14 protein-coding genes and 1 pseudogene are annotated in these 18805 nt (G+C 71.9%); 10 read left to right on the top strand and 5 right to left on the bottom strand.

Features of this window, described 5'->3' with window-relative positions; translation table 11 throughout:
• Positions 1–5: 5 nt before the first annotated feature.
• The 3 genes from ACFYZB_RS19175 to ACFYZB_RS19165 form a co-directional block, all read right to left on the bottom strand.
• Entirely contained in the window at positions 6–1271 is a 1266-nt protein-coding gene (locus ACFYZB_RS19175) for an NAD(P)/FAD-dependent oxidoreductase (RefSeq protein ID WP_388759776.1), read from the bottom strand.
• 104 nt (positions 1272–1375) lie between these two features.
• A complete protein-coding gene (locus ACFYZB_RS19170) occupies positions 1376–2650 on the bottom strand; it encodes a deoxyguanosinetriphosphate triphosphohydrolase (protein ID WP_388759773.1) in 1275 nt (424 codons plus the stop codon).
• A 93-nt stretch (positions 2651–2743) separates the two neighbouring features.
• Positions 2744–3604 (bottom strand): sirohydrochlorin chelatase, encoded by an 861-nt coding sequence (locus ACFYZB_RS19165; RefSeq protein WP_388759770.1) that lies wholly within the window; start codon positions 3602–3604, stop codon positions 2744–2746.
• Positions 3605–3766: 162 nt separating this feature from the next.
• Between ACFYZB_RS19165 and ACFYZB_RS19160 the strand changes: the two genes are divergently transcribed.
• From ACFYZB_RS19160 to ACFYZB_RS19145, 4 genes and pseudogenes are all read left to right on the top strand, one after another.
• On the top strand, positions 3767–4447 hold the full coding sequence (locus ACFYZB_RS19160) for a vancomycin high temperature exclusion protein (protein ID WP_388759768.1): 681 nt from the start codon (positions 3767–3769) through the stop codon (positions 4445–4447).
• 2 nt (positions 4448–4449) lie between these two features.
• Positions 4450–5919, top strand: a pseudogene (locus ACFYZB_RS19155) (membrane-associated oxidoreductase).
• A 98-nt stretch (positions 5920–6017) separates the two neighbouring features.
• Positions 6018–8105, top strand: a complete 2088-nt coding sequence (locus tag ACFYZB_RS19150; RefSeq protein ID WP_388759766.1) for a molybdopterin oxidoreductase family protein — start codon at positions 6018–6020, stop codon at positions 8103–8105.
• Between the two features lie 107 nt (positions 8106–8212).
• The gene (locus tag ACFYZB_RS19145) at positions 8213–9502 is read left to right on the top strand and encodes an RNA-guided endonuclease InsQ/TnpB family protein (protein ID WP_388759764.1); all 1290 of its coding nucleotides are present in this window, start codon (positions 8213–8215) and stop codon (positions 9500–9502) included.
• Positions 9503–9572: 70 nt separating this feature from the next.
• On the opposite strand, the gene ACFYZB_RS19140 is transcribed toward ACFYZB_RS19145, so the two are convergent.
• The gene (locus tag ACFYZB_RS19140) at positions 9573–10010 is read right to left on the bottom strand and encodes a gamma-glutamylcyclotransferase family protein (RefSeq protein ID WP_388759762.1); all 438 of its coding nucleotides are present in this window, start codon (positions 10008–10010) and stop codon (positions 9573–9575) included.
• 139 nt (positions 10011–10149) lie between these two features.
• On the opposite strand from ACFYZB_RS19140, the gene ACFYZB_RS19135 reads away from it, so the two are divergent.
• The gene (locus tag ACFYZB_RS19135) at positions 10150–11802 is read left to right on the top strand and encodes a M4 family metallopeptidase (protein WP_388759759.1); all 1653 of its coding nucleotides are present in this window, start codon (positions 10150–10152) and stop codon (positions 11800–11802) included.
• Positions 11803–11894: 92 nt separating this feature from the next.
• Here ACFYZB_RS19135 and ACFYZB_RS19130 read toward each other — a convergent pair whose 3' ends face one another.
• On the bottom strand, positions 11895–12422 hold the full coding sequence (locus ACFYZB_RS19130; protein ID WP_388759757.1) for a hypothetical protein: 528 nt from the start codon (positions 12420–12422) through the stop codon (positions 11895–11897).
• 325 nt (positions 12423–12747) lie between these two features.
• Here ACFYZB_RS19130 and ACFYZB_RS19125 point away from each other — a divergent pair, with 325 nt between their 5' ends.
• The 5 genes from ACFYZB_RS19125 to nirD all read left to right on the top strand — a co-directional run bounded on the left by ACFYZB_RS19125 (position 12748) and on the right by nirD (position 18743).
• Complete coding sequence (locus tag ACFYZB_RS19125; RefSeq protein ID WP_388759755.1) at positions 12748–13254, top strand: hypothetical protein; 507 nt, start codon at positions 12748–12750, stop codon at positions 13252–13254.
• A 524-nt stretch (positions 13255–13778) separates the two neighbouring features.
• Positions 13779–14429: a class F sortase gene (locus ACFYZB_RS19120; RefSeq protein WP_388759752.1), complete on the top strand. Its 651-nt coding sequence runs from the start codon at positions 13779–13781 to the stop codon at positions 14427–14429.
• A 140-nt stretch (positions 14430–14569) separates the two neighbouring features.
• The gene (locus ACFYZB_RS19115; RefSeq protein ID WP_388759750.1) at positions 14570–15787 is read left to right on the top strand and encodes an NAD(P)/FAD-dependent oxidoreductase; all 1218 of its coding nucleotides are present in this window, start codon (positions 14570–14572) and stop codon (positions 15785–15787) included.
• Positions 15787–18393, top strand: coding sequence for a nitrite reductase large subunit NirB (nirB, locus tag ACFYZB_RS19110; protein WP_388759748.1), 2607 nt, complete (start codon positions 15787–15789; stop codon positions 18391–18393). The genes ACFYZB_RS19115 and nirB overlap by 1 nt, the downstream gene beginning before the upstream one ends.
• The gene (nirD, locus tag ACFYZB_RS19105) at positions 18390–18743 is read left to right on the top strand and encodes a nitrite reductase small subunit NirD (protein ID WP_388759745.1); all 354 of its coding nucleotides are present in this window, start codon (positions 18390–18392) and stop codon (positions 18741–18743) included. The genes nirB and nirD overlap by 4 nt, the downstream gene beginning before the upstream one ends.
• Positions 18744–18805: the final 62 nt, after the last annotated feature.

The raw sequence follows: 18805 nt of genomic DNA, 5'->3' as shown, positions 1-18805 counted from the left end.
GGTCGTCAGGAAGCCAGGCTGTCCAGCGGGACGTGCGGGTCGGCCAGGGCCTCCGTGTCCACCTGGGCCTTGGAACGGATCAGTTTCTGGATCTGCTCTGTGACATCCCACACGTTCACGTTCATCCCGGCCAGCACGCGTCCCTCCCTCACCCAGAACGCGATGAACTCCCGCTTCCCGGCGTCGCCCCGGATCACCACCTGGTCGTACGACCCGGCCGGGGCCCATCCGCTGTACTCCATGCCCAGGTCGTACTGGTCGGTGAAGAAGTAGGGCACACGGTCGTACGTCACGTCCTGGCCGAGCATCGATCGTGCCGCCGCCGGTCCGCCGTTCAGGGCGTTCGCCCAGTGCTCCACCCGGACGCTCGTCCCGAAGAGGTCGAACGGGAAGGACGCCACGTCACCTGCCGCGTAGATGTCCGGGTCGGACGTCCGCAGCCGCTCGTCGACGACGATCCCGCCGCCGTGCGCCCGGTCGGCGATCTCCAGGCCCGCCGCCTCCGCGAGACCGACGCGGGGCGCGGCGCCGATCGCGGCGAGGACGTCGTGCGCCGGGTGCTCCTCGCCGTCGTCGGTGCGGACCGCGAGGACCATGCCGTCCTGGCCGACGATCTCGGTGAGCTCCCGCCCGAAGTGGAAGCGGACGCCGTGCTCGCGGTGCAGCTCCGCGAAGACCCCGCCCAGCTCGGGGCCGAGGACGCCGTGCAGCGGGGTCGGCCCGTGCTCGATCACGGTGACCTCCGCGCCGTACTCGCGGGCCGCCGCCGCGACCTCCAGGCCGATCCAGCCGGCGCCCGCGATCACCAGGTGCCCGTTGTCCCGGCCGAGGGCGGTGAGGACGCCTTTGAGCCGCTCGGCGTGCGCGAGCCGGCGCAGATGGTGCACGCCCGCCAGGCCGGTGCCCGGGATGTCCAGCCGGCGCGGCTCGGCGCCGGTGACGAGCAGCAGCTTGTCGTAGCGGACGAGGGTGCCGTCGTCGCCGAAGCGGACCGTCTTCGCACTGCGGTCGACGCGGTCCACGAACTGGCCGAGGTGCAGCTCGATGTCGTTCTGCGCGTACCAGGCCGGTTCGTGCACGAAGACGCTGTCGCGCTCCTCCTTGCCGAGCAGATAGCCCTTGGACAGCGGCGGTCGCTCGTAGGGGTGGTCGCGCTCGTCACTGATCAGTATCACCCGGCCGGTGAAGCCCTCCGCCCGGAGCGTCTCGGCCGCCTTCGCGCCGGCGAGACCGCCCCCCACGATGACGAATGTCTGATCCGCGTCGACCACTTGATGCCTCCTCGTAAGGGTGCCGCCACATGCGAGCGTCCCGCACACGCCGTGCTGCGGGAAGAGGGAGTGACCCGATCAGGCCACGGACGGTCATGTTCCACTCACATATGCCCCGTAAGTCTCGCGTGCAGCGAGCGCGCGGAGGCGTCGGTGAGCGAGGCGATCTGGTCGACGATCACCCGCTTGCGTGCGTGGTCGTCGCCTGCCCCGTCGAACAGTGCCCGAAACTGGGGATCCAGCCCGTCCGGCGCGCGGGCGGTCAGCGCCTCCGCCAGCTCCGCCACGACGACCCGCTGGTCCGCGCGCAGCCGCTCCTGCTCGGCGCGCTGCATCACATACCGGTCCGCGACCGCCTTGAGCACCGCGCACTCCATGCGGGCCTCGCGGGGTACGACGAGTTCGGCGTCGTAGCGGGTGAGCCGGCCGGTGCCGTACGCGGCGCGGGTGGCGCCCTCGGCGGCCAGGCAGAACCGGCCGATGAGCTGGCTGGTGGCGTCCTTCAGCCGGGCCTGGGCGACCGCGGTGCCGTCGTAGCCGTGCGGCCACCACTCCTCGTCCTGGAGCCGGTCGAGGGCGGCGGAGAGTTCTTCCGGATCGGTTGCGGCGGGGACGTACCGGCCGACGGCGACCTCGAACACCGCCTGCCGCTCGGGTTCGGCGTGCAGGCAGTTGGGGTCGATGTGTCCGGCGTGCAGGCCGTCCTCGACGTCGTGCACCGAGTACGCCACGTCGTCCGACCAGTCCATGACCTGGGCCTCGAAGCAGGTGCGGGTCCCGGGGGCGTGTGCTCTGACCCAGTCGAACACCGGGCGGTCGTCCTCGTACACGCCGAACTTCCTCGACGCCGGGTCGGTGGGGTGGGCGCCGCGGGGCCAGGGGTACTTCGTGGCGGCGTCCAGGGTGGCGCGGGTGAGGTTGAGGCCGACCGAGCCCTCCGGGGTGAACCGCTTGGGCTCGATGCGGGTGAGGAGTCTGAGTGACTGGGCGTTGCCCTCGAAACCGCCGATGTCGTCCGCGAAGGCGTTCAGGGCCTGTTCGCCGTTGTGCCCGAAGGGCGGGTGACCGAGGTCGTGGGCCAGACAGGCGGCCTCCACCAGGTCGGGGTCACAGCCGAGGGCCGCGCCCAGCTCCCGGCCCACCTGGGCGCATTCGAGCGAGTGGGTGAGCCTGGTTCTGGGGCTGGCGTCCCACACCTGGCTGTGGGCTCCCGGGGTGACGACCTGGGTCTTGCCGGCGAGGCGTCGCAGGGCGGCGGAGTGGAGGATGCGGGCGCGGTCGCGTTGGAAGGCGGTGCGGCCGGGGCGTTTGTCGGGTTCGGGGGCGTAACGCTCCGCTGAGGTCGGGTCGTACGTTCCGTTGGGTGCGGTGCCTTCCATGATTCGACAGTAAGCGTCGGCACTGACAAAAGGGCGGTGCCGGGCGCCTGCTCGTCCGCCGGGTTGCCTCTCAGGCCGAGACCAGTTCCGCTTTCAGGCCGAGACCAGTTCCGCCTGCCGCGTCACCCGTGCCTCGTCGTACCGGTGCAGGACCAACCGGGCCATGGCCGGGTGCGCGCCCAGTGGGGCCGAGGCCATCCACGGTGCCGCCTGCGCGCACTGCGTCGCGAAACGCCCCGGAGCCGTGAAGTACGACGCGATCGCCACCCGGTGCCGGCCCCTCGCCGTCAGGGCCCGTATCGCCGTCGGGACCGTCGGGGTCGCCGCCGAGGCGTAGGCCGGGACGACCGGCACGCCCAGCCGGTCCGCCAGGAGCCGGGCCGTGCGGCGGGTGTCGGTGGCCGAGTCGGGGTCGCGGGAGCCGGCCGCGGCCAGCACGACCGCGCTCGCACGGCGGGTGGCCGGGTCCATGACCGTGGGCCAGCCGGCCTCGAGCAGCCGGTCGAGGAGGGTCTCCACCAGGAGCGGGTGCGGGCCGAGCGGAGCGGCGAGGCGGGTGGGGGCCGGTGCGGCGGCAGCCATCTCGGGGATGTCCTGCTTGACGTGGTAGCCGCGGGAGAGGAGCAGCGGCACCAGGACGGCGGGGGTGTCGCCGAGCGCGGCGAGGGTGTCCGGGAGCAGGGGGGCGTTCAGCTCGATGTGGCCCAGGTGGACGGGGAGGCCGGGGCGCAGCTCGCGTACCCGGTCCGCCAGCGTCCGTACGGTCTCCAGCGCGCGCGGGTCGCGGCTGCCGTGGGCGACCAGGACGAGGGCGGGCGGGGCGGTGCGACGGTGGCCGAGCGGGGAGACCAGCCGGAGCCGGCCGGCGAGCTGGCTGCCGATGCTGTTCATGAGGTGCGCCGTGCTGTCGAGGTCGACGCGGGGCTCGGAGCGGGGAGGATGCGACGCCGTCATGCAAGGATCCTGACGGCGCCAGGTTGCGTGGCCGTTGCCGGGCCGTCACGAGCGTTTTCCGCTGCTTCACCTCGTACGGACGCTCGATGTGAGGCGAACCGGACGGCCGCCGGTGGCGTCCTCCATGGTCGGAACCGGTCGGAACCGATCCCTGGGGGCCCTATGAAGATCCGTCGACCGCGGCTGCCGCGCACCCGCACGGGCCGGCGGCGGCTGGTGCAGGCCGTGATGGCCGGGTGTGTGCTGGCGCTGCTGCCGGTGACCTGGCTGTTCGTGTCCACGGCGGACCGGCTGCGTACGACGGCGGACGCCCCGCGGACGCAGGTCGCCATGGTGTTCGGGGCCGGACTGTGGAACGGGGAGCCGTCGCCGTACCTCGCGCACCGGCTGGACGCGGCGGCGGAACTGTACCGGGCGGGGCGGGTCAAGGTCGTCCTGGTCACCGGGGACAACAGCCGCACGGACTACGACGAGCCCGACGCCATGCGTGCCTACCTCACGGAACACGGGGTGCCGGGCGACCGGATCGTCAGGGACTACGCCGGGTTCGACACCTGGGACTCCTGTGTGCGGGCCAGGAAGATCTTCGGCGTGGACCGGGCGGTGCTGATCAGCCAGGGCTTCCACATCCGGCGCGCGGTGGCGCTGTGCGAGTCGGCGGGCATCGACTCCTACGGCGTCGGGGTGGCCGACAAGCACGACGTGACCTGGTACTACGGCGGGACGCGCGAGGTGTTCGCGGCGGGCAAGGCGGTGCTGGACGCGGTGTTCCACCCGGATCCCACGTTCCTCGGGCCACGGGAGAACGGGGTCACCAAGGCGCTGGCGGGAGCGCGGGACTGAGCATGGAGATCACGGACCTGACGCCCGCCGAGCGCCGGGTGTGGGACGCCTTCCCGCTCGGCGAGGGGGTCGACTTCCGCTAGGGCGAGGACGAGGACCCCGCGCAGGGCGACTCATGGGGTCCCGAGCGGACGCTGCGGGCGGACGTGCTGCGGGAGCTGCTGCTGGACGGCCCGGTGCGGGAGGGCCGGATCGCCGGTCTGAAGGTGTGGGGCGCGCGCATCACCGGGCGGCTGGAACTCAGGTACGGCACCGTCGGCCATCCGGTCCGGCTGCGTTTCTGCCACTTCGAGGAGGCGCCCGAGCTGTACGCGGCGAAGGTCGTCGCACTGGTCCTGAGCGACTCGGTGCTGCCGGGGCTGACGGCCGCGAACCTGCGCGCCGAAGGGGTCGTGCGGATCACCTGCTGCCGGATCACGGGGCCGGTACGGCTTCAGGGCGCGAAGCTCTCCGGGGCGCTCTTCGCGAACGGTGCGCACCTCGGCAGGCCCGGCGAGGTCCCCGAGGAGGCCGTGCTCCAGCTCGGCCACACCGAGGTGGGCACGGACGTGTGGGCCCCGGGGCTGGTCGCACATGGCGAGGTGCACTTGAACGGGGCGGTCGTCCGCAATCAGGTGAACCTCAACGACGCGGAGCTGAACGCCCCCGGAGGGACCGCTCTGCACGCCGAGGTGCTGGCGGTCGGCACCGATCTGCACGCCATGCGGCTGCGGGCGCGTGGCCGGATCAACCTGGGCGGTGCCCGGATCCCCCGCTCGCTCAACCTCGCCCACGCCCGGCTGTCCAACCCCGGCGGCCGGGCCCTGCGCGCGAGCAGCGGTGTCATCGGCGAGCTGTGGCTTCGCGACGCCGCGCCCATCGAGGGATCCGTCAATCTGCGCCGCGCCCAACTCGACCTGTTGCATGTGCCTCCCGAGGTGTGGCCCGGGCAGGTCCAGCTCGACGGGCTCGGCTACCGCGTCCTGACCCCGCACCTCCCGGCCGAGCAGCGTCTTCCCCTGCTGGAACGCGAGCCGGACGGCTACCTCCCCCAGCCCTACGAGCAGCTCACCACGGCCTACCGCACGGTCGGCGACGAGGCCGCCGCGCGCACCGTGCAGCTGGCCAAGCTCCGCCGCCACCGCCGTACCCTGCCGCCGTACGCCCGGCTGTGGGGGTGGCTCCAGGACACGGCCGTCGGCTACGGCTTCCGCCCGATGCGGGCCGCGGGCTGGCTGCTGCTCCTGCTGTGCACCGGCACGCTCGCCTTCGCACTGCACCATCCGCCCGCGCTCAAGCCGTCCGAGGCGCCCGCGTTCAACCCGCTCTTCTACACGCTCGACCTGCTGCTGCCGATCATCGACTTCGGCCAGGAGGCGGCGTACGCGCCGCGCGGGTGGTACCAGTGGCTGTCGTATCTGCTGATCGTCACCGGCTGGGTGCTGGCGACGACGATCGCGGCGGGTGTCAGCCGCTCGCTGAGCCGGCAGTAGGGACCTCACGGCGTCACCGGCCCGGCGGGGAGGTCGCCGTGCCGGGCGTGTAACGGGAAGCGGTCGGGGCCGTAACACGCCCGCCGCACGCTGGCGGCATGGAACCGATCGCCTCGACGCCCACCCACTGCCCGTACTGCGCCCTGCAGTGCGGGATGAACGTCACGCCCCTGCCGCAGGGGGGCGCCCGGGTGACCGAACGGACGGACTTCCCGGTGAACCGGGGCGCGCTGTGCGGCAAGGGCCGTACGGCGGCCGAGGTGCTGTCGCCGGGGGTGCGGCTGACCTCGCCGCTGGTGCGGTCCGGGGGCCGGCTGGTCGAGGCGGGCTGGGCGCAGGCGCTGGACCTGATCGCCGAGCGGCTCGGGAGCACGCGGCAGGAATACGGCGCGGACGCGCTGGGCGTGTTCGGCGGGGGCGGGCTGACGAACGAGAAGGCGTACGCGCTCGGGAAGTTCGCCCGGGTGGTGCTCGGCACCTCGCAGATCGACTACAACGGCCGGTTCTGCATGTCGTCGGCCGCGGCGGCGGGCACGAAGGCGTTCGGTCTGGACCGCGGCCTGCCCTTCCCCCTGGAGGACATACCGAAGAGCGGGTGCGTGATCCTCGTCGGTTCGAACCTGGCGGAGACCATGCCGCCGTCGCTCCGCTTCTTCACCGAACTGCGGGAGAACGGCGGCACGTTGATCGTCGTGGACCCCCGCCGGACGAGGACGGCCGAGCAGGCGGACCTGCACCTGGCCCCCCGCCCCGGCACCGATCTCGCCCTGGCCCTCGGCCTGCTGCACCTGGTGGTGGCGGAGGGGCGGACGGACGAGGAGTACATCCGGGACCGGACCACCGGCTGGGAGCAGGCGCGGGCGGTGGCGATGGCGCACTGGCCGGAGCACGTGGAGCGGATCACGGGGGTGTCCGTTCCGCAACTCCGGGAGGCCGTACGGCTGTTCTGCGAGCCGGACAGCGCGATGGTGCTCACGGCCCGCGGGCCGGAGCAGCAGTCCAAGGGCACGGACACGGTGGGCGCGTGGATCAACCTGTGCCTGGCGACCGGCCGGGCGGGCCGCCCGCTGTCCGGGTACGGCTGCCTCACCGGGCAGGGCAACGGGCAGGGCGGCCGCGAACACGGCCAGAAGGCGGACCAGTTGCCCGGCTACCGCAAGCTGGACGACCCGGCGGCGCGGGCGCACGTGGCGGGCGTGTGGGGCGTGGACCCGGACACCCTGCCCGGTCCCGGACGCAGCGCGTACGAGCTCCTCGACGCCCTCGGCACGGACATCCGGGCGCTGCTGCTGATGGGTTCCAACCCGGTGGTGTCGGCGCCGCGCGCGGCGCACATCGAGGAGCGGGTCAGGTCCCTCGATTTCCTGGCCGTCTGTGACGTCGTCCGGTCGGAGACCGCCGAGCTGGCGGACGTGGTCCTGCCGGTGACGCAGTGGGCGGAGGAGACGGGCACGACGACCAGCCTGGAGGGCAGGGTCCTGCTGCGCCGCCAGGCCGTCACCCCGCCGCCCGGGGTCCGCAGCGACCTGTACGTCCTGCACGAGCTGGCGGCCCGGCTGGGGGCGGAGAAGGGCTTCCCGACCGACGCCGAGGAGGTCTTCGACGAACTCCGCCGGGCGAGCGCGGGCGGCCCGGCGGACTACTCCGGGATCACCTACCGGCGCCTGGCGCAGGAGAGCGGGGTGTTCTGGCCGTGCCCGCAGGGCACGGACGGGGAGATCCACCCCGGCACCCCCCGCCTCTTCCAGGACCGCTTCGCCACTCCCGACGGCCGGGCCCGGTTCGTGGCCGTGGCGCACCGGGCGACGGCGGAGGAGCCCGACACCGAGTACCCGCTGCTGCTGACCACCGGCCGGGTGGTGTCCCAGTACCAGTCGGGGGCGCAGACCCGGCGTGTGGCGGAACTGAACGCGGCCGCGCCCGGCCCGTTCGTGGAGCTGCATCCGCGCCTCGCGGCCCGTATCGGCGCCGCCGAGGGCGATCCGGTGGCCGTGACCTCCCGCCGGGGCCGGGCCACCGCGCCCGCCCGGATCACCTCCGCCATCCGCCCGGACACCGTCTTCATGCCGTTCCACTGGCCGGGCGAGGGTCGCGCCAACACCCTCACCAACCCGGCCCTCGACCCCACCTCCCGGATGCCGGAGTTCAAGTCGTGCGCGGTGCGGGTGGAGGTCGTGGGGAATTAGGAAATCGGCAGACCGTTACGATCTCTCCCCGTAAGAGAAATACACGCCACCTTCCAGTTCCGATCACTCGTCACCAGCCACAACCCCGCTGTCCTAAGGTGATCAGCGTGAAGCTCCGGTACAACTTCCGCGTGTACCCGAGCGCCTCCCAGCGCGAGCAATTGGCGAGGGCGTTCGGGTGCGCCCGTGCCGTATGGAACGATGCGCTGCGCCTGAGTCGCGACGCCTATGACAAGGGGCTGCCGCGTCCAAGTACGACCGAGCTGTCCAGGCAGGTCATCACACAGGCCAAGAGGACTCCACAACGAGCCTGGCTCAGCGAGGTGTCAGCAGTGGTACTCCAGCAATCTCTGCGGGACCTCGACATGGCGTACGGTAACTTCTTCGCCTCCAAGAGCGGCACCCGTAAGGGCCCATCGGTGGGCCCGCCGAAGATGAAGAAGAAGACGGCCCGGCAAGCCATTCGGTTCACCGCGAACGCCCGTTGGTCCATCACTAAGAGCGGCACACTTCGGCTTCCGAAGGTAGGTGAGATCAAGCTGCGCTGGTCCCGCAAGCTGCCCTCCGAGCCGTCATCGGTGACGATCATCAAAGACCCGGCCGGCCGGTACTTCGCCTCCTTCGTGGTCGAGGTCGCGGCCGAGCCTCTACCAGAACTGAACACGGAGGAGACGGACACCGGGATCGACCTAGGCCTGTCCTCCTACGCAGTGCTACGCGGCCGGAAGATCACCTCCCCGAAGTTCTTCCGTCGCCAAGAACGCAAACTCAAGCGCGCACAACGCAAGGTGTCCCGCCGAAAGAAAGGATCGAACAACCGGCGCAAGGCCCTGCGCACGGTGGCGAAGATTCATGCCCGCATCGCCGACCAGCGACGCGACTTCATCGAGCAGGAAACCACCCGCATCGTCCGCGAGAGCCAAGCGGTCTCTGCGGAGGACCTGAACGTGAAGGGCATGGCCACCCGGCACGGCAGGCTCGGCAAGAGCGTACAAGATCAATCCCTCGGCAGGTTCGTCCGTACGCTGGAGGCCAAGTGCGAACGGTATGGACGGACCTTCCTCAAGGTTGACCGATGGTTCCCTTCCACCCAACTGCGCTCGAACCCGAGATGCGGGTGCCTCACAGGACCCAAGGGACGGAAGGCGCTTCACGTCCGCGTCTGGACCTGCACGGAGTGCGGTACCAGACACGACCGCGACGAGAATGCCGAGGCCAACCTACGCGCCGCTGGACGGAAACGTGTCGCTGAGACGCGGCACGAGGCGGAGCGTCAAAATGCCTGTGGAGAGCACGTCAGACCTCGCAAGCCGAGGCAGCGCTCGAAGAAGCAGGAACCCACCCGAAGCCACACCGCAGCACGCGGCGGGGCAGGCGGGAATCACCCACACCTGTAGGGGTGAGGACGTCAAGAGCACAACACGCTGCTTGGCATCAACGCGCCTGATGCCCACATTGCTGGACTGATCAGCGCCTGCCCCAGTCCCCGCCCTCGATCGGCCTGCCCTGGTCCCGCAGCCGGGCTACCACGCGCGGTGCGGCCAGGTACACCCAACCCCGGGACGTGGTGCCGTCGGTGCGTACGACGTCCCGGGCGACGCGCTCATACAGGTTGCGCAGATCGCCCGGCGTGTACTCCTCCAGCCGGTCGAGGACGGCGACTAGCTCCTCGTACGCCTCCGGCTGGCAGGTCACCAGCTCGCCGCGCACCTCTCCCCCAGGCTCGTCGACGGCATAGGGGTAGCCAGGTCCGTCGTACAGCACGGCACCAGGGAGTCGGGCCGGTTCCTCCGACGCGGTGCGGCCCCGCAGGAACAGGTCGTGGTTGGCCTCGCCGGGGCGGAGGGTGCCGTAGACGAAGAAGGGCAGGGGGGTGCCGGGCCCCCGGGGCTCCTCGGTGATCACGGGAACGATTCTCCACCCCCTTCGGCTCCTCACACATCTCCATGAAGGAACTATGGACATGACATGTCATGGCTCCTTAAATCTCTGGGGACATCAGCGCCGCCCCCACGCCTGGCCGGGCGCTTCCCCGAGGAGACCGATGAGCCGGATACGCCAGCACGTCCGAGGATCCCGTCGTCTCACCACCACCGCCGGCGTCGCCGTCACCACCGCGACCCTGCTGACCATGGCCCTCTCCCCCGCCGCCCACGCCGACGCCGGACCGACCCGGGCCACCGCGGTCCAGAACGCGGCGTCGGCGCTCCTGGCCCACGCCGCGAGCCTGGGCCTGACCTCCGCCGAGGGCACCAGCGTCCGCGACGTGATCGTGGACAAGGACGGCACCCAGCACGTCCGCTACGACCGCACCTACCACGGACTGCCCGTGCTGGGCGGCGACTTCGTGGTCCACATGGCCCCGGACGGCGCCTACCGCAGCGCGAACCGCGCGACCCGCAGCACCATATCCCTCGCCTCGATCCTCCCCGAGATACCGGCCCCCAAGGCCGCCGACCTCGCCGTGAACGCCCTGCGCGCCGTCCACCTCGGCAACACGCTGAAGCAGGTCAAGGCCAAGCCCGAGCTGATCGTCGACGCCCTGCACGGCACGCCGAAGCTCGCCTGGCGCACCAACGCGGCCGGCCTGGACTCGCTCGGCAACCCGGTCGCCCGGACCGTGCTGACCGACGCCCGCACCGGCCACCAGATCGACGCCTGGGACAGCATCGAGACCGCCGCCGGCGACGGCACGTCGCTGTACAGCGGGACGGTGCCGCTGGAGACGACCCAGTCGGGATCGTCGTACCAGCTCAAGGACCCGACGCGCGGCAACACCTACACCGGTGACGCCGAGGGCAAGACGGACCTGTGCTTCTTCGGCATCTGCTTCAGCCGGGCGCCCGCCGACCTGTTCACCGACGCCGACAACCACTGGGGCAGCGGCACCACCTCCGACCGCGCCTCGGCCGCCGTCGACGCCCAGTACGGCACCAACATGACCTGGGACTACTACAAGAACGTCCAGGGCCGCAACGGCATCGCGGGCGACGGCAAGGGGTCGTACAACCGCGTCCACTACGGCAGCAGCTACAACAACGCCTTCTGGGACGACAGCTGCTTCTGCATGACGTACGGCGACGGCGACGGAACCACCTTCGGGCCGCTGGTGGCGCTGGACGTGGCAGGCCACGAGATGACGCACGGCGTGACGTCCAAGACCGCCGCGCTGACCTACTCCGGCGAGTCCGGCGGGCTCAACGAGGCCACCTCGGACATCCTCGGCACGATGGTGGAGTGGTACGCGAACAACCCGTCCGACCCCGGTGACTACCTCATCGGCGAGAAGATCGTGAAGCCCGGCTTCGGCCACACCGCCCTGCGCTACATGGACAAGCCGTCGAAGGACGGCAACTCGGCGGACTACTGGAGCAGTTCGGTCGGCAACCTCGACGTCCACTACTCCTCCGGCGTCGCCAACCACTTCGCCTATCTGCTGGCGGAGGGCAGCGGCCCGAAGACCATCAACGGCGTCAGCTACGACTCCCCCACGTACAACGGCTCCACGGTCACCGGCATCGGCCGGGACAAGGTCGGCAAGATCTGGTACCGGGCGCTGACGGTCTACATGACCTCCTCGACGAACTACGCGGGGGCCCGCACGGCGACCCTGAACGCCGCCAAGGACCTGTACGGCGCGGGCAGCACGGAGTACAACGCGGTGGCGGCGGCGTGGAGCGCGGTCAACGTGAACTGACTGAACCTGCTGTCAGGCAGGTTGCGCGGCCGCCCTGGTCATCGGTCCGGGGCGGCCGCACCGGCGGTTGGGGCCTGTCCGGGAGCGCCCCCCTAGGGCGTCGGCAGGCTCCATTCCCCCGAATGGCCGGGCGGGAGTGCGAGATCACGCCGGACAGCCGCGTAGTACCCCTCCCGCGCGGCGCGCTGCTGGGCAAGCATGACCGACCAGGTCTCGGGGCTGTGGGTCCGGTCCCGCACGAACTGTTCCATGGCCATGACCGTGACGACCCATTCGCGCGCCTTCCCCACCACGTCGGGGCTGCCGAGCATGAGCAGCGCCTCGCCGGCCGGGTCCCGGGCGTCTGCCGCACCGGCCATGTGGGGAGCGGCCTCCTCGGGCGACAAGGGATGCGGGTGAGGATCATTACCCAGGTGGGCCGCGATCCGATAGGTCAGGGTGACGGACTGCTTGAGCAGTCTCGCGTAGTCGGCGTAGACCGTCAGCCGGCGCTCCTCCCAACGAGCCGCCTGCTCGCGACGGAAGCGCGCCTGATCGCCACGAGTGATCGCCAAGTAGGAGCCGATGGCGCCGATGACGACCCCGACCAGCGCAGGCAGTTGTTGTATGAACGCGGACATGGCGACAAGCTATCGGCCGGACGGCGGCGCGGTGGCGGAGGTGCCGCTGTCGGCGGCGGCCGTCGAGCCGTGCCCCGCTGCGGCTGACGTACCGTCACCCGTTCATCGCCTCACATCGCTCCATTCGTGTGCTTTTCACACCCGCTCTTTCTGTGCTCCCGGGGCACGCCTGTGACCTGCCCGAACCCGGCGGGAGCTAGGCCGTGTGGGGGCCCGGAGCGACACCCGTTCACCGTATTCCTGACGGGATCTCAAGGAGCGGAACGCCCCGACTGCGACTTACCTCGGTAACGAACAGGCCGAGACACGAGCCCCGGGAGGCACCATGCGACGCACCGGCCGTCTGCTGACCGGTACCGCGCTCGTCGTGGTGGCCGCGGCACCCGCCTGGGCCGGCACCGGCAGCCTGGACGTGTACCCCTCCAGCGTGGCGCCGGGCGGCCAGGTCACGGTGAACACCGGCGCGTGCGGCGACAGGGGCTCGGCGGCCGGGGACGCGAGCGCGGTCGGCTCCGGAGTCTTCACGCTGGCGCCCAGCTCGCACAACGGCGAGGCGATCGGGCAGTTCCAGGTGCCGGAGAGCGCGCAGCCGGGGACGTACGAGATCGTCGCCAAGTGTGCCGAGGGCGGCCGGCAGGTGACCGGCGACCTGGTGGTGGCGTTGAGCGCGGCGCACGAGCAGGTGCAGCCGCGGGGAAGTGTGAAGACGGGGGTCGGCGGCGCACTCGGCGCCGACCCCGTGCGGACCGCGGCGGGTGTGGCGGCGCTGGCCGTCGCCGCCGCGGGCGGTACCTGGCTCCTGCATCGCCGGGCGAGAGGCGACGGGATCTGACGGACACCCTCCGCTGTCCGTCACTCGGTACCGCCACATCCCGCCCCCTCCGGGTCCGATGCCCCTCGCGGCCCGGAGGGGGAGGGGATCGACGAGGCCGGCCTTCGGGGACCCGCCCCGGGCCGTCGGGGATCCGCCCCGGGTCTCCGGGGATCTGTCCCCGGTGTTCCGGGTACGCCCCCGGCGACCGGGGGTTCGCCCCCGGCTCAGGGGGTCCGGCTCCGGCTCACGGGGCCGGCCTCCGGCTTTACGGGGTCGCCCCCGGCTCACGGGGCCGGCCTCCGGCTTTACGGGGTCGCCCCCGGCTCACGGGGTCCGACTCCGGCTTTACGGGAACGGCCCCCGGCACACGGGGTCCGACTCCGGCATTACGGGGAACGGCCCCCGGCACACGGGGTCCGACTCCGGCATTACGGGGAACGGCCCCCGGCACACGGGGTCCGACTCCGGCATTACGGGGTACGGCCCCGGCTGTACGGGGTACGGCCTCCGGTCTTCGGGGTCCGCCCCGGGAGAGGCTTCGCATGCGCACCAGAACCAGGCGCGACGGGCGCGCCAGGCTCGGCGACACCGCGATAGCCGCGGTCACCGTCGTGGCCCTCGGCTCCGGGGTGTGGCTGCTCGGCGGCGGCGCCGGGACGCACACGCCGCCACAGCCCGCCGTGGCCGAGGGACGCCCGGACCAGCGGGACGAGCGGCTCGCGGCGCCCGCCCTCGTCCCCTCCACCCCCACCCGTATCCGCATCCCCGCGATCCGCGTGGACGCCCCGCTGATGGGCCTGGCCCTCACCCGCTCCGGCAGCCTGGACGTACCCCCGGCCCAGAACAAGAACCTGGCCGGCTGGTACGAGGCAGGCACCATACCCGGCGAGACGGGCACCGCGATCGTCGCCGGCCATGTCGACAACGCCGAGGGTCCCGCGGTCTTCTACGACCTGGGCGCACTGAAACGGGGCGCCCGCATCGAGGTGGACCGCCGGGACGGCTCCGTGGCCTTGTTCACCGTGGACGCGGTGGAGGTGTACGCGGCGCACGACTTCCCCGACGAGAAGGTCTACGGCGCGGCGCCCCGCCCCGAGCTCCGCGTCATCACCTGCGGCGGCGGCTACTCGAAGGCCACCGGCTACCAGGGCAACGTGGTGGTGTTCGCGCATCTGACCGGCAGCCGCGGCTGAGCCCCGGCCCGGCCTCACAGCCCGCCCCCGCCCCCGCACGGACCCCTCACACGCCCTGCACGGTGTCGCTGAGGGCAGCGTTCCTCACGGGAAACAGATGTGATGCGGCCGGGTAACGTCCACGCCGCACGCTCAGGGGCATGACCTCGAATACGCGTGTGGTGGTGATCGGCGCCGGCCTCGCGGGCGTACGGCTCGCCCGGCGGCTCGGCGAGCTGGGCATGCCCGCACTGCTCGTCGGCGAGGAGGAGCACCCGCCGTACAACCGGGTGCTGCTCGCCGAGGTGCTGGCCGGGCGGTACGCCCCCGAGGTGATCGGCCTGCCGGCGCCCGAGAGCCTGCTGCGCGCCCGGGTCACCGGCATCGACCGGGGCGCCCGGACCCTCGAGTGCGCCGACGGCTCCTCGATCGCATACGACACGCTGGTGCTCGCCACCGGGTCCAATCCCGTGCTGCCGCCGCTGCGCGGTCTGTTCACCGCGGACCACCAACTCCCCGAGGGCGTCCACGCGTTCCGCACGATGGACGACTGTCTGGGGCTGGCCAAGGCGGTCCGGCCGGGGGTGCGCGCGGTCGTCGTCGGCGGCGGGCTGCTCGGCGTCTCCGCCGCCCGCGCGCTCGCCGTGCGCGGTGCCCAGGTAGTCCTCGCCCAGCAGTCCGAGCGGCTCATGGAACGCCAGCTCGACCCGGACGCCTCGCGGCTGGTGCTGCGGCACCTCACCGACCTGGGCGTCGAGGTGCACACCGAGTGCCGGGTGCGGGACGTGCGCTCGGTCGCGGGCGCGGTCCGCTCGGTGGAGATGGCCGACGGGTACGCCCTCGACGCCGATCTCGTCGCCCTCGCCTGCGGGGTACGGCCGCGCACCAAACTCGCCGAACAGGCCGGTCTCGCCGTGCACAAGGGCATCCTCGTCGACGACGAACTGCGCACCTCCGACCCGCACATCCACGCCGTCGGCGACTGCGTCCAGCACGACGGCACGGTCTACGGCCTGGCCGTACCGGCGCTCGAACAGGCCGACGCGCTCGCCGAACTGCTCGCGGGCGACCCCGCGGCCCGGTACTGCGGCACCCGTTCCCTGACCCGGCTGACCCTCAACGGCCCGGGTTCCCCCCTCGACCTGGCCGCGTTCGGCGAGACCGAGGCGCGCCCCGGCGACGACGTCGTACGGCTCGCCGACGCCACCCGCGGCACCTACCGCAAGGTCGTCGTCCGTGACGACCGCCTGGTCGGCGGGGTCCTCGTCGGCGAACTCGGCACCGTCGGCGCGCTCGCTCGCGCCTGGGAGGGAGCAGAGCCGCTGCCCTCCGACGGCGGGCCCCTGCTCCACCTGCTCACCAATGATGGAGGCTCCTGATGACCACCGCCCTGGGGGCCACCCCCACGATCGTGCTCGTCGGCCACGGCATGGTCGGCCAGCGCTTCCTCGAAGCGCTGGCCGAGCGCGGCCTGACCGCCACGCACCGTGTGGTCGTGCTGTGCGAGGAGCCGCGTCCCGCGTACGACCGCGTCGCCCTCACCTCGTACTTCTCGGGCAAGACCCCTGAAGACCTCTCCATGACGGACATGGAGTTCATCGACACGCACGGCATCGAGCTGTACGTCGGAGACCCCGCGGAGACGGTCGACCGGGAGGCGAAGAAGGTCACGGCCAGGTCCGGCCGGGTCTTCGCGTACGACACCCTCGTCCTCGCCACCGGCTCCTACCCCTTCGTGCCGCCGGTCCCGAACAAGGACGCCGAGGGCTGTTTCGTCTACCGCACGATCGAGGACCTCCTCGCCATCGAGGAGTACGCGAGGACGAGGGCGACGACCGGCGCCGTCGTCGGCGGCGGTCTGCTCGGCCTGGAGGCCGCCGGTGCCCTGAAGGGGCTCGGACTGACCGCGCACATCGTGGAGTTCGCGCCGCGCCTGATGCCGGTGCAGGTGGACGAGGGCGGTGGCGCGGCGCTGCTGCGGACCATCGAGGGCATGGGCCTGAGCGTGCACACGGGCGTGGGCACGCAGGAGATCGTCACGGACGCCTCCGGCGCGGTCACCGGCATGAAGCTGTCCGACGGCTCCGAACTCCCCACCGACATGGTGGTGTTCAGCGCCGGTGTCCGCCCCCGCGACCAGCTGGCCCGCGACTGCGGCCTCGCGGTCGGCGAGCGCGGCGGCATCACCGTCGACGAGCAGTGCCGTACGGTCACCGACCCGCACGTGTTCGCGATCGGCGAGTGCGCGCTGGCGGCGGACGGCCGGGTGTACGGCCTGGTCGCGCCCGGCTACGAGCAGGCGGAGACGGCCGCTGCCACCATCGCCTCCGACGAGGCCTCCTTCACCGGCGCCGACCTGTCCACCAAGCTGAAGCTGCTCGGCGTCGACGTGGCGTCCTTCGGCGACGCGCACGGCACCACCGAGGACTGCCTGGACGTCGTCTACTCCGACTCCCGCGCCGGCCTGTACAAGAAGCTCGTCATCGGCCCGGACGGCACGCTGCTCGGCGGCGTCCTGGTCGGCGACGCGGAGGCGTACGGCACCCTGCGCGCCCTGACCGGTTCGGTGCCGCCCGTCTCCCCCGAGTCGCTCGTCCTGCCCGCCGGAGCCGGCTCGGGGGCCCAGCTCGGCCCGTCCGCCCTGCCGGACGAGGCGGTCGTCTGCTCCTGCCACAACGTCAGCAAGGGCACGATCCGCGGCGCGGTGACGGAGCACAAGTGCACCACCGTGCCCGAGGTGAAGAAGTGCACCAAGGCCGGCACCGGCTGCGGCTCCTGCGTCAAGGTGCTCGGCCAGCTCGTCAACGCCGAGCTGGAGGCGTCCGGCGTCGAGGTCGACAAGGGCCTGTGCGGCTGCTTCGGCCGGACCCGCGAGGAGCTGTACGAGATCGTCCTCGCCCTGCGCATCACGTCGTACCGGGACCTGCTGGACCGGTACGGCCGCGAGGGCGCCCGGGGCGGCGACGGCTGCGAGGTCTGCAAGCCCGCCGTCGGCTCGATCATCGCCTCGCTCGCCCCGGCGATCGGCGCGAGCGGCTACGTCCTGGACGGCGAGCAGGCGGCCCTGCAGGACACCAACGACCACTTCCTGGCCAACCTGCAGAAGAACGGCTCGTACTCGGTCGTGCCGCGCATCCCCGGCGGCGAGATCACCCCCGAGGGCCTCATCACGATCGGTGAGATCGCCCGCGACTTCGGCCTCTACACGAAGATCACCGGCGGTCAGCGGATCGACATGTTCGGCGCGCGCGTCGAACAACTCCCGCTGATCTGGGCCAGGTTGGTGGACGCCGGCTTCGAGTCGGGCCACGCCTACGGCAAGTCGCTGCGCACGGTGAAGTCCTGTGTGGGCTCCACCTGGTGCCGCTACGGCGTCCAGGACTCGGTCAGGATGGCGATCGACCTGGAGCTGCGCTACCGCGGACTGCGCTCCCCGCACAAGCTGAAGTCGGCGGTCTCCGGCTGCCAGCGCGAGTGCGCCGAGGCCCAGTCGAAGGACTTCGGCGTGATCGCCACCGCCAACGGCTGGAACCTGTACGTCGGCGGCAACGGCGGCGCCACCCCGCGCCACGCGGACCTGCTGGCCCAGGACCTGTCCGACGCCGAACTGGTCCGCCTCATCGACCGGTTCCTGATGTTCTACATCCGCACCGCCGACCGCCTGGAGCGCACGAGCGTGTGGCTGGAGCGGATCCCGGGCGGCCTGGACCACGTACGGGACGTGGTGGTGCACGACTCGCTCGGCATCTGCGACGAGCTGGAGCAGCTCATGCGAGCCCACATCACGAACTACCGCGACGAGTGGGCGGAGACCGTCAACGACCCCGAGAAGCTCGCCCGGTTCGTGTCCTTCGTGAACGCCCCGGACACCCCGGACCCGGTCGTCGCGTTCGTCCCCGAGCGCGACCAGATCAAGCCCGACCTGCCGCTGCTGTCCATCGGCCTGCGGCCCGCCGACGACGTCCTGGAAGGAAGCGCCCGATGACCCTGGCTGTCGAGACCACCGACCTGAAGGTCCAGCTCCGGCTCACCGACGACGACTGGTTCACGGCCTGCGACCTGAGCGCGCTCACCCCGGGCCGCGGGGTGGCCGCCCTGCTGCCGGACGGCCGCCAGGTGGCCCTGTTCCGGGACCGCGCCGACCGCCTGTACGCCGTCGACAACCGCGATCCCTTCACCGGCGCGGCCGTCCTCTCCCGCGGCCTGACCGGCACCCACGCCGGCCGCCCGTTCGTCGCCTCGCCCCTGCTGAAGCAGCGTTTCGACCTGGTCAGCGGGGAGTGCCTGGACGATGCGGAGGTACGGGTGGCCGCGTACGAGGTGCGCGCTGCCTGACACGGGCAGGCACTGGGCCACCTGGGCGAGCCGAGTGCGCCGCCCGGCCGGCCGCGACCGGC

It is taken from the genome of Streptomyces sp. NPDC001852, assembly GCF_042891825.1.
Classification (GTDB): domain Bacteria; phylum Actinomycetota; class Actinomycetes; order Streptomycetales; family Streptomycetaceae; genus Streptomyces.
This window is presented reverse-complemented; position numbering and strand designations above follow the sequence as displayed.

Bases quoted from the DNA above. Each gene is read 5' to 3' on its own strand.
- ACFYZB_RS19165 (WP_388759770.1), bottom strand. From the start codon at position 3,604: ATGACGGCGTCGCATCCTCCCCGCTCCGAGCCCCGCGTCGACCTCGAC.
- ACFYZB_RS19170 (WP_388759773.1), bottom strand. From the start codon at position 2,650: ATGGAAGGCACCGCACCCAACGGAACGTACGACCCGACCTCAGCGGAG.
- ACFYZB_RS19120 (WP_388759752.1), top strand. From the start codon at position 13,779: ATGCGCACCAGAACCAGGCGCGACGGGCGCGCCAGGCTCGGCGACACC.
- ACFYZB_RS19160 (WP_388759768.1), top strand. From the start codon at position 3,767: ATGAAGATCCGTCGACCGCGGCTGCCGCGCACCCGCACGGGCCGGCGG.
- ACFYZB_RS19135 (WP_388759759.1), top strand. From the start codon at position 10,150: ATGAGCCGGATACGCCAGCACGTCCGAGGATCCCGTCGTCTCACCACC.
- nirD (WP_388759745.1), top strand. From the start codon at position 18,390: ATGACCCTGGCTGTCGAGACCACCGACCTGAAGGTCCAGCTCCGGCTC.
- ACFYZB_RS19150 (WP_388759766.1), top strand. From the start codon at position 6,018: ATGGAACCGATCGCCTCGACGCCCACCCACTGCCCGTACTGCGCCCTG.
- ACFYZB_RS19125 (WP_388759755.1), top strand. From the start codon at position 12,748: ATGCGACGCACCGGCCGTCTGCTGACCGGTACCGCGCTCGTCGTGGTG.
- ACFYZB_RS19115 (WP_388759750.1), top strand. From the start codon at position 14,570: ATGACCTCGAATACGCGTGTGGTGGTGATCGGCGCCGGCCTCGCGGGC.
- ACFYZB_RS19130 (WP_388759757.1), bottom strand. From the start codon at position 12,422: ATGTCCGCGTTCATACAACAACTGCCTGCGCTGGTCGGGGTCGTCATC.
- nirB (WP_388759748.1), top strand. From the start codon at position 15,787: ATGACCACCGCCCTGGGGGCCACCCCCACGATCGTGCTCGTCGGCCAC.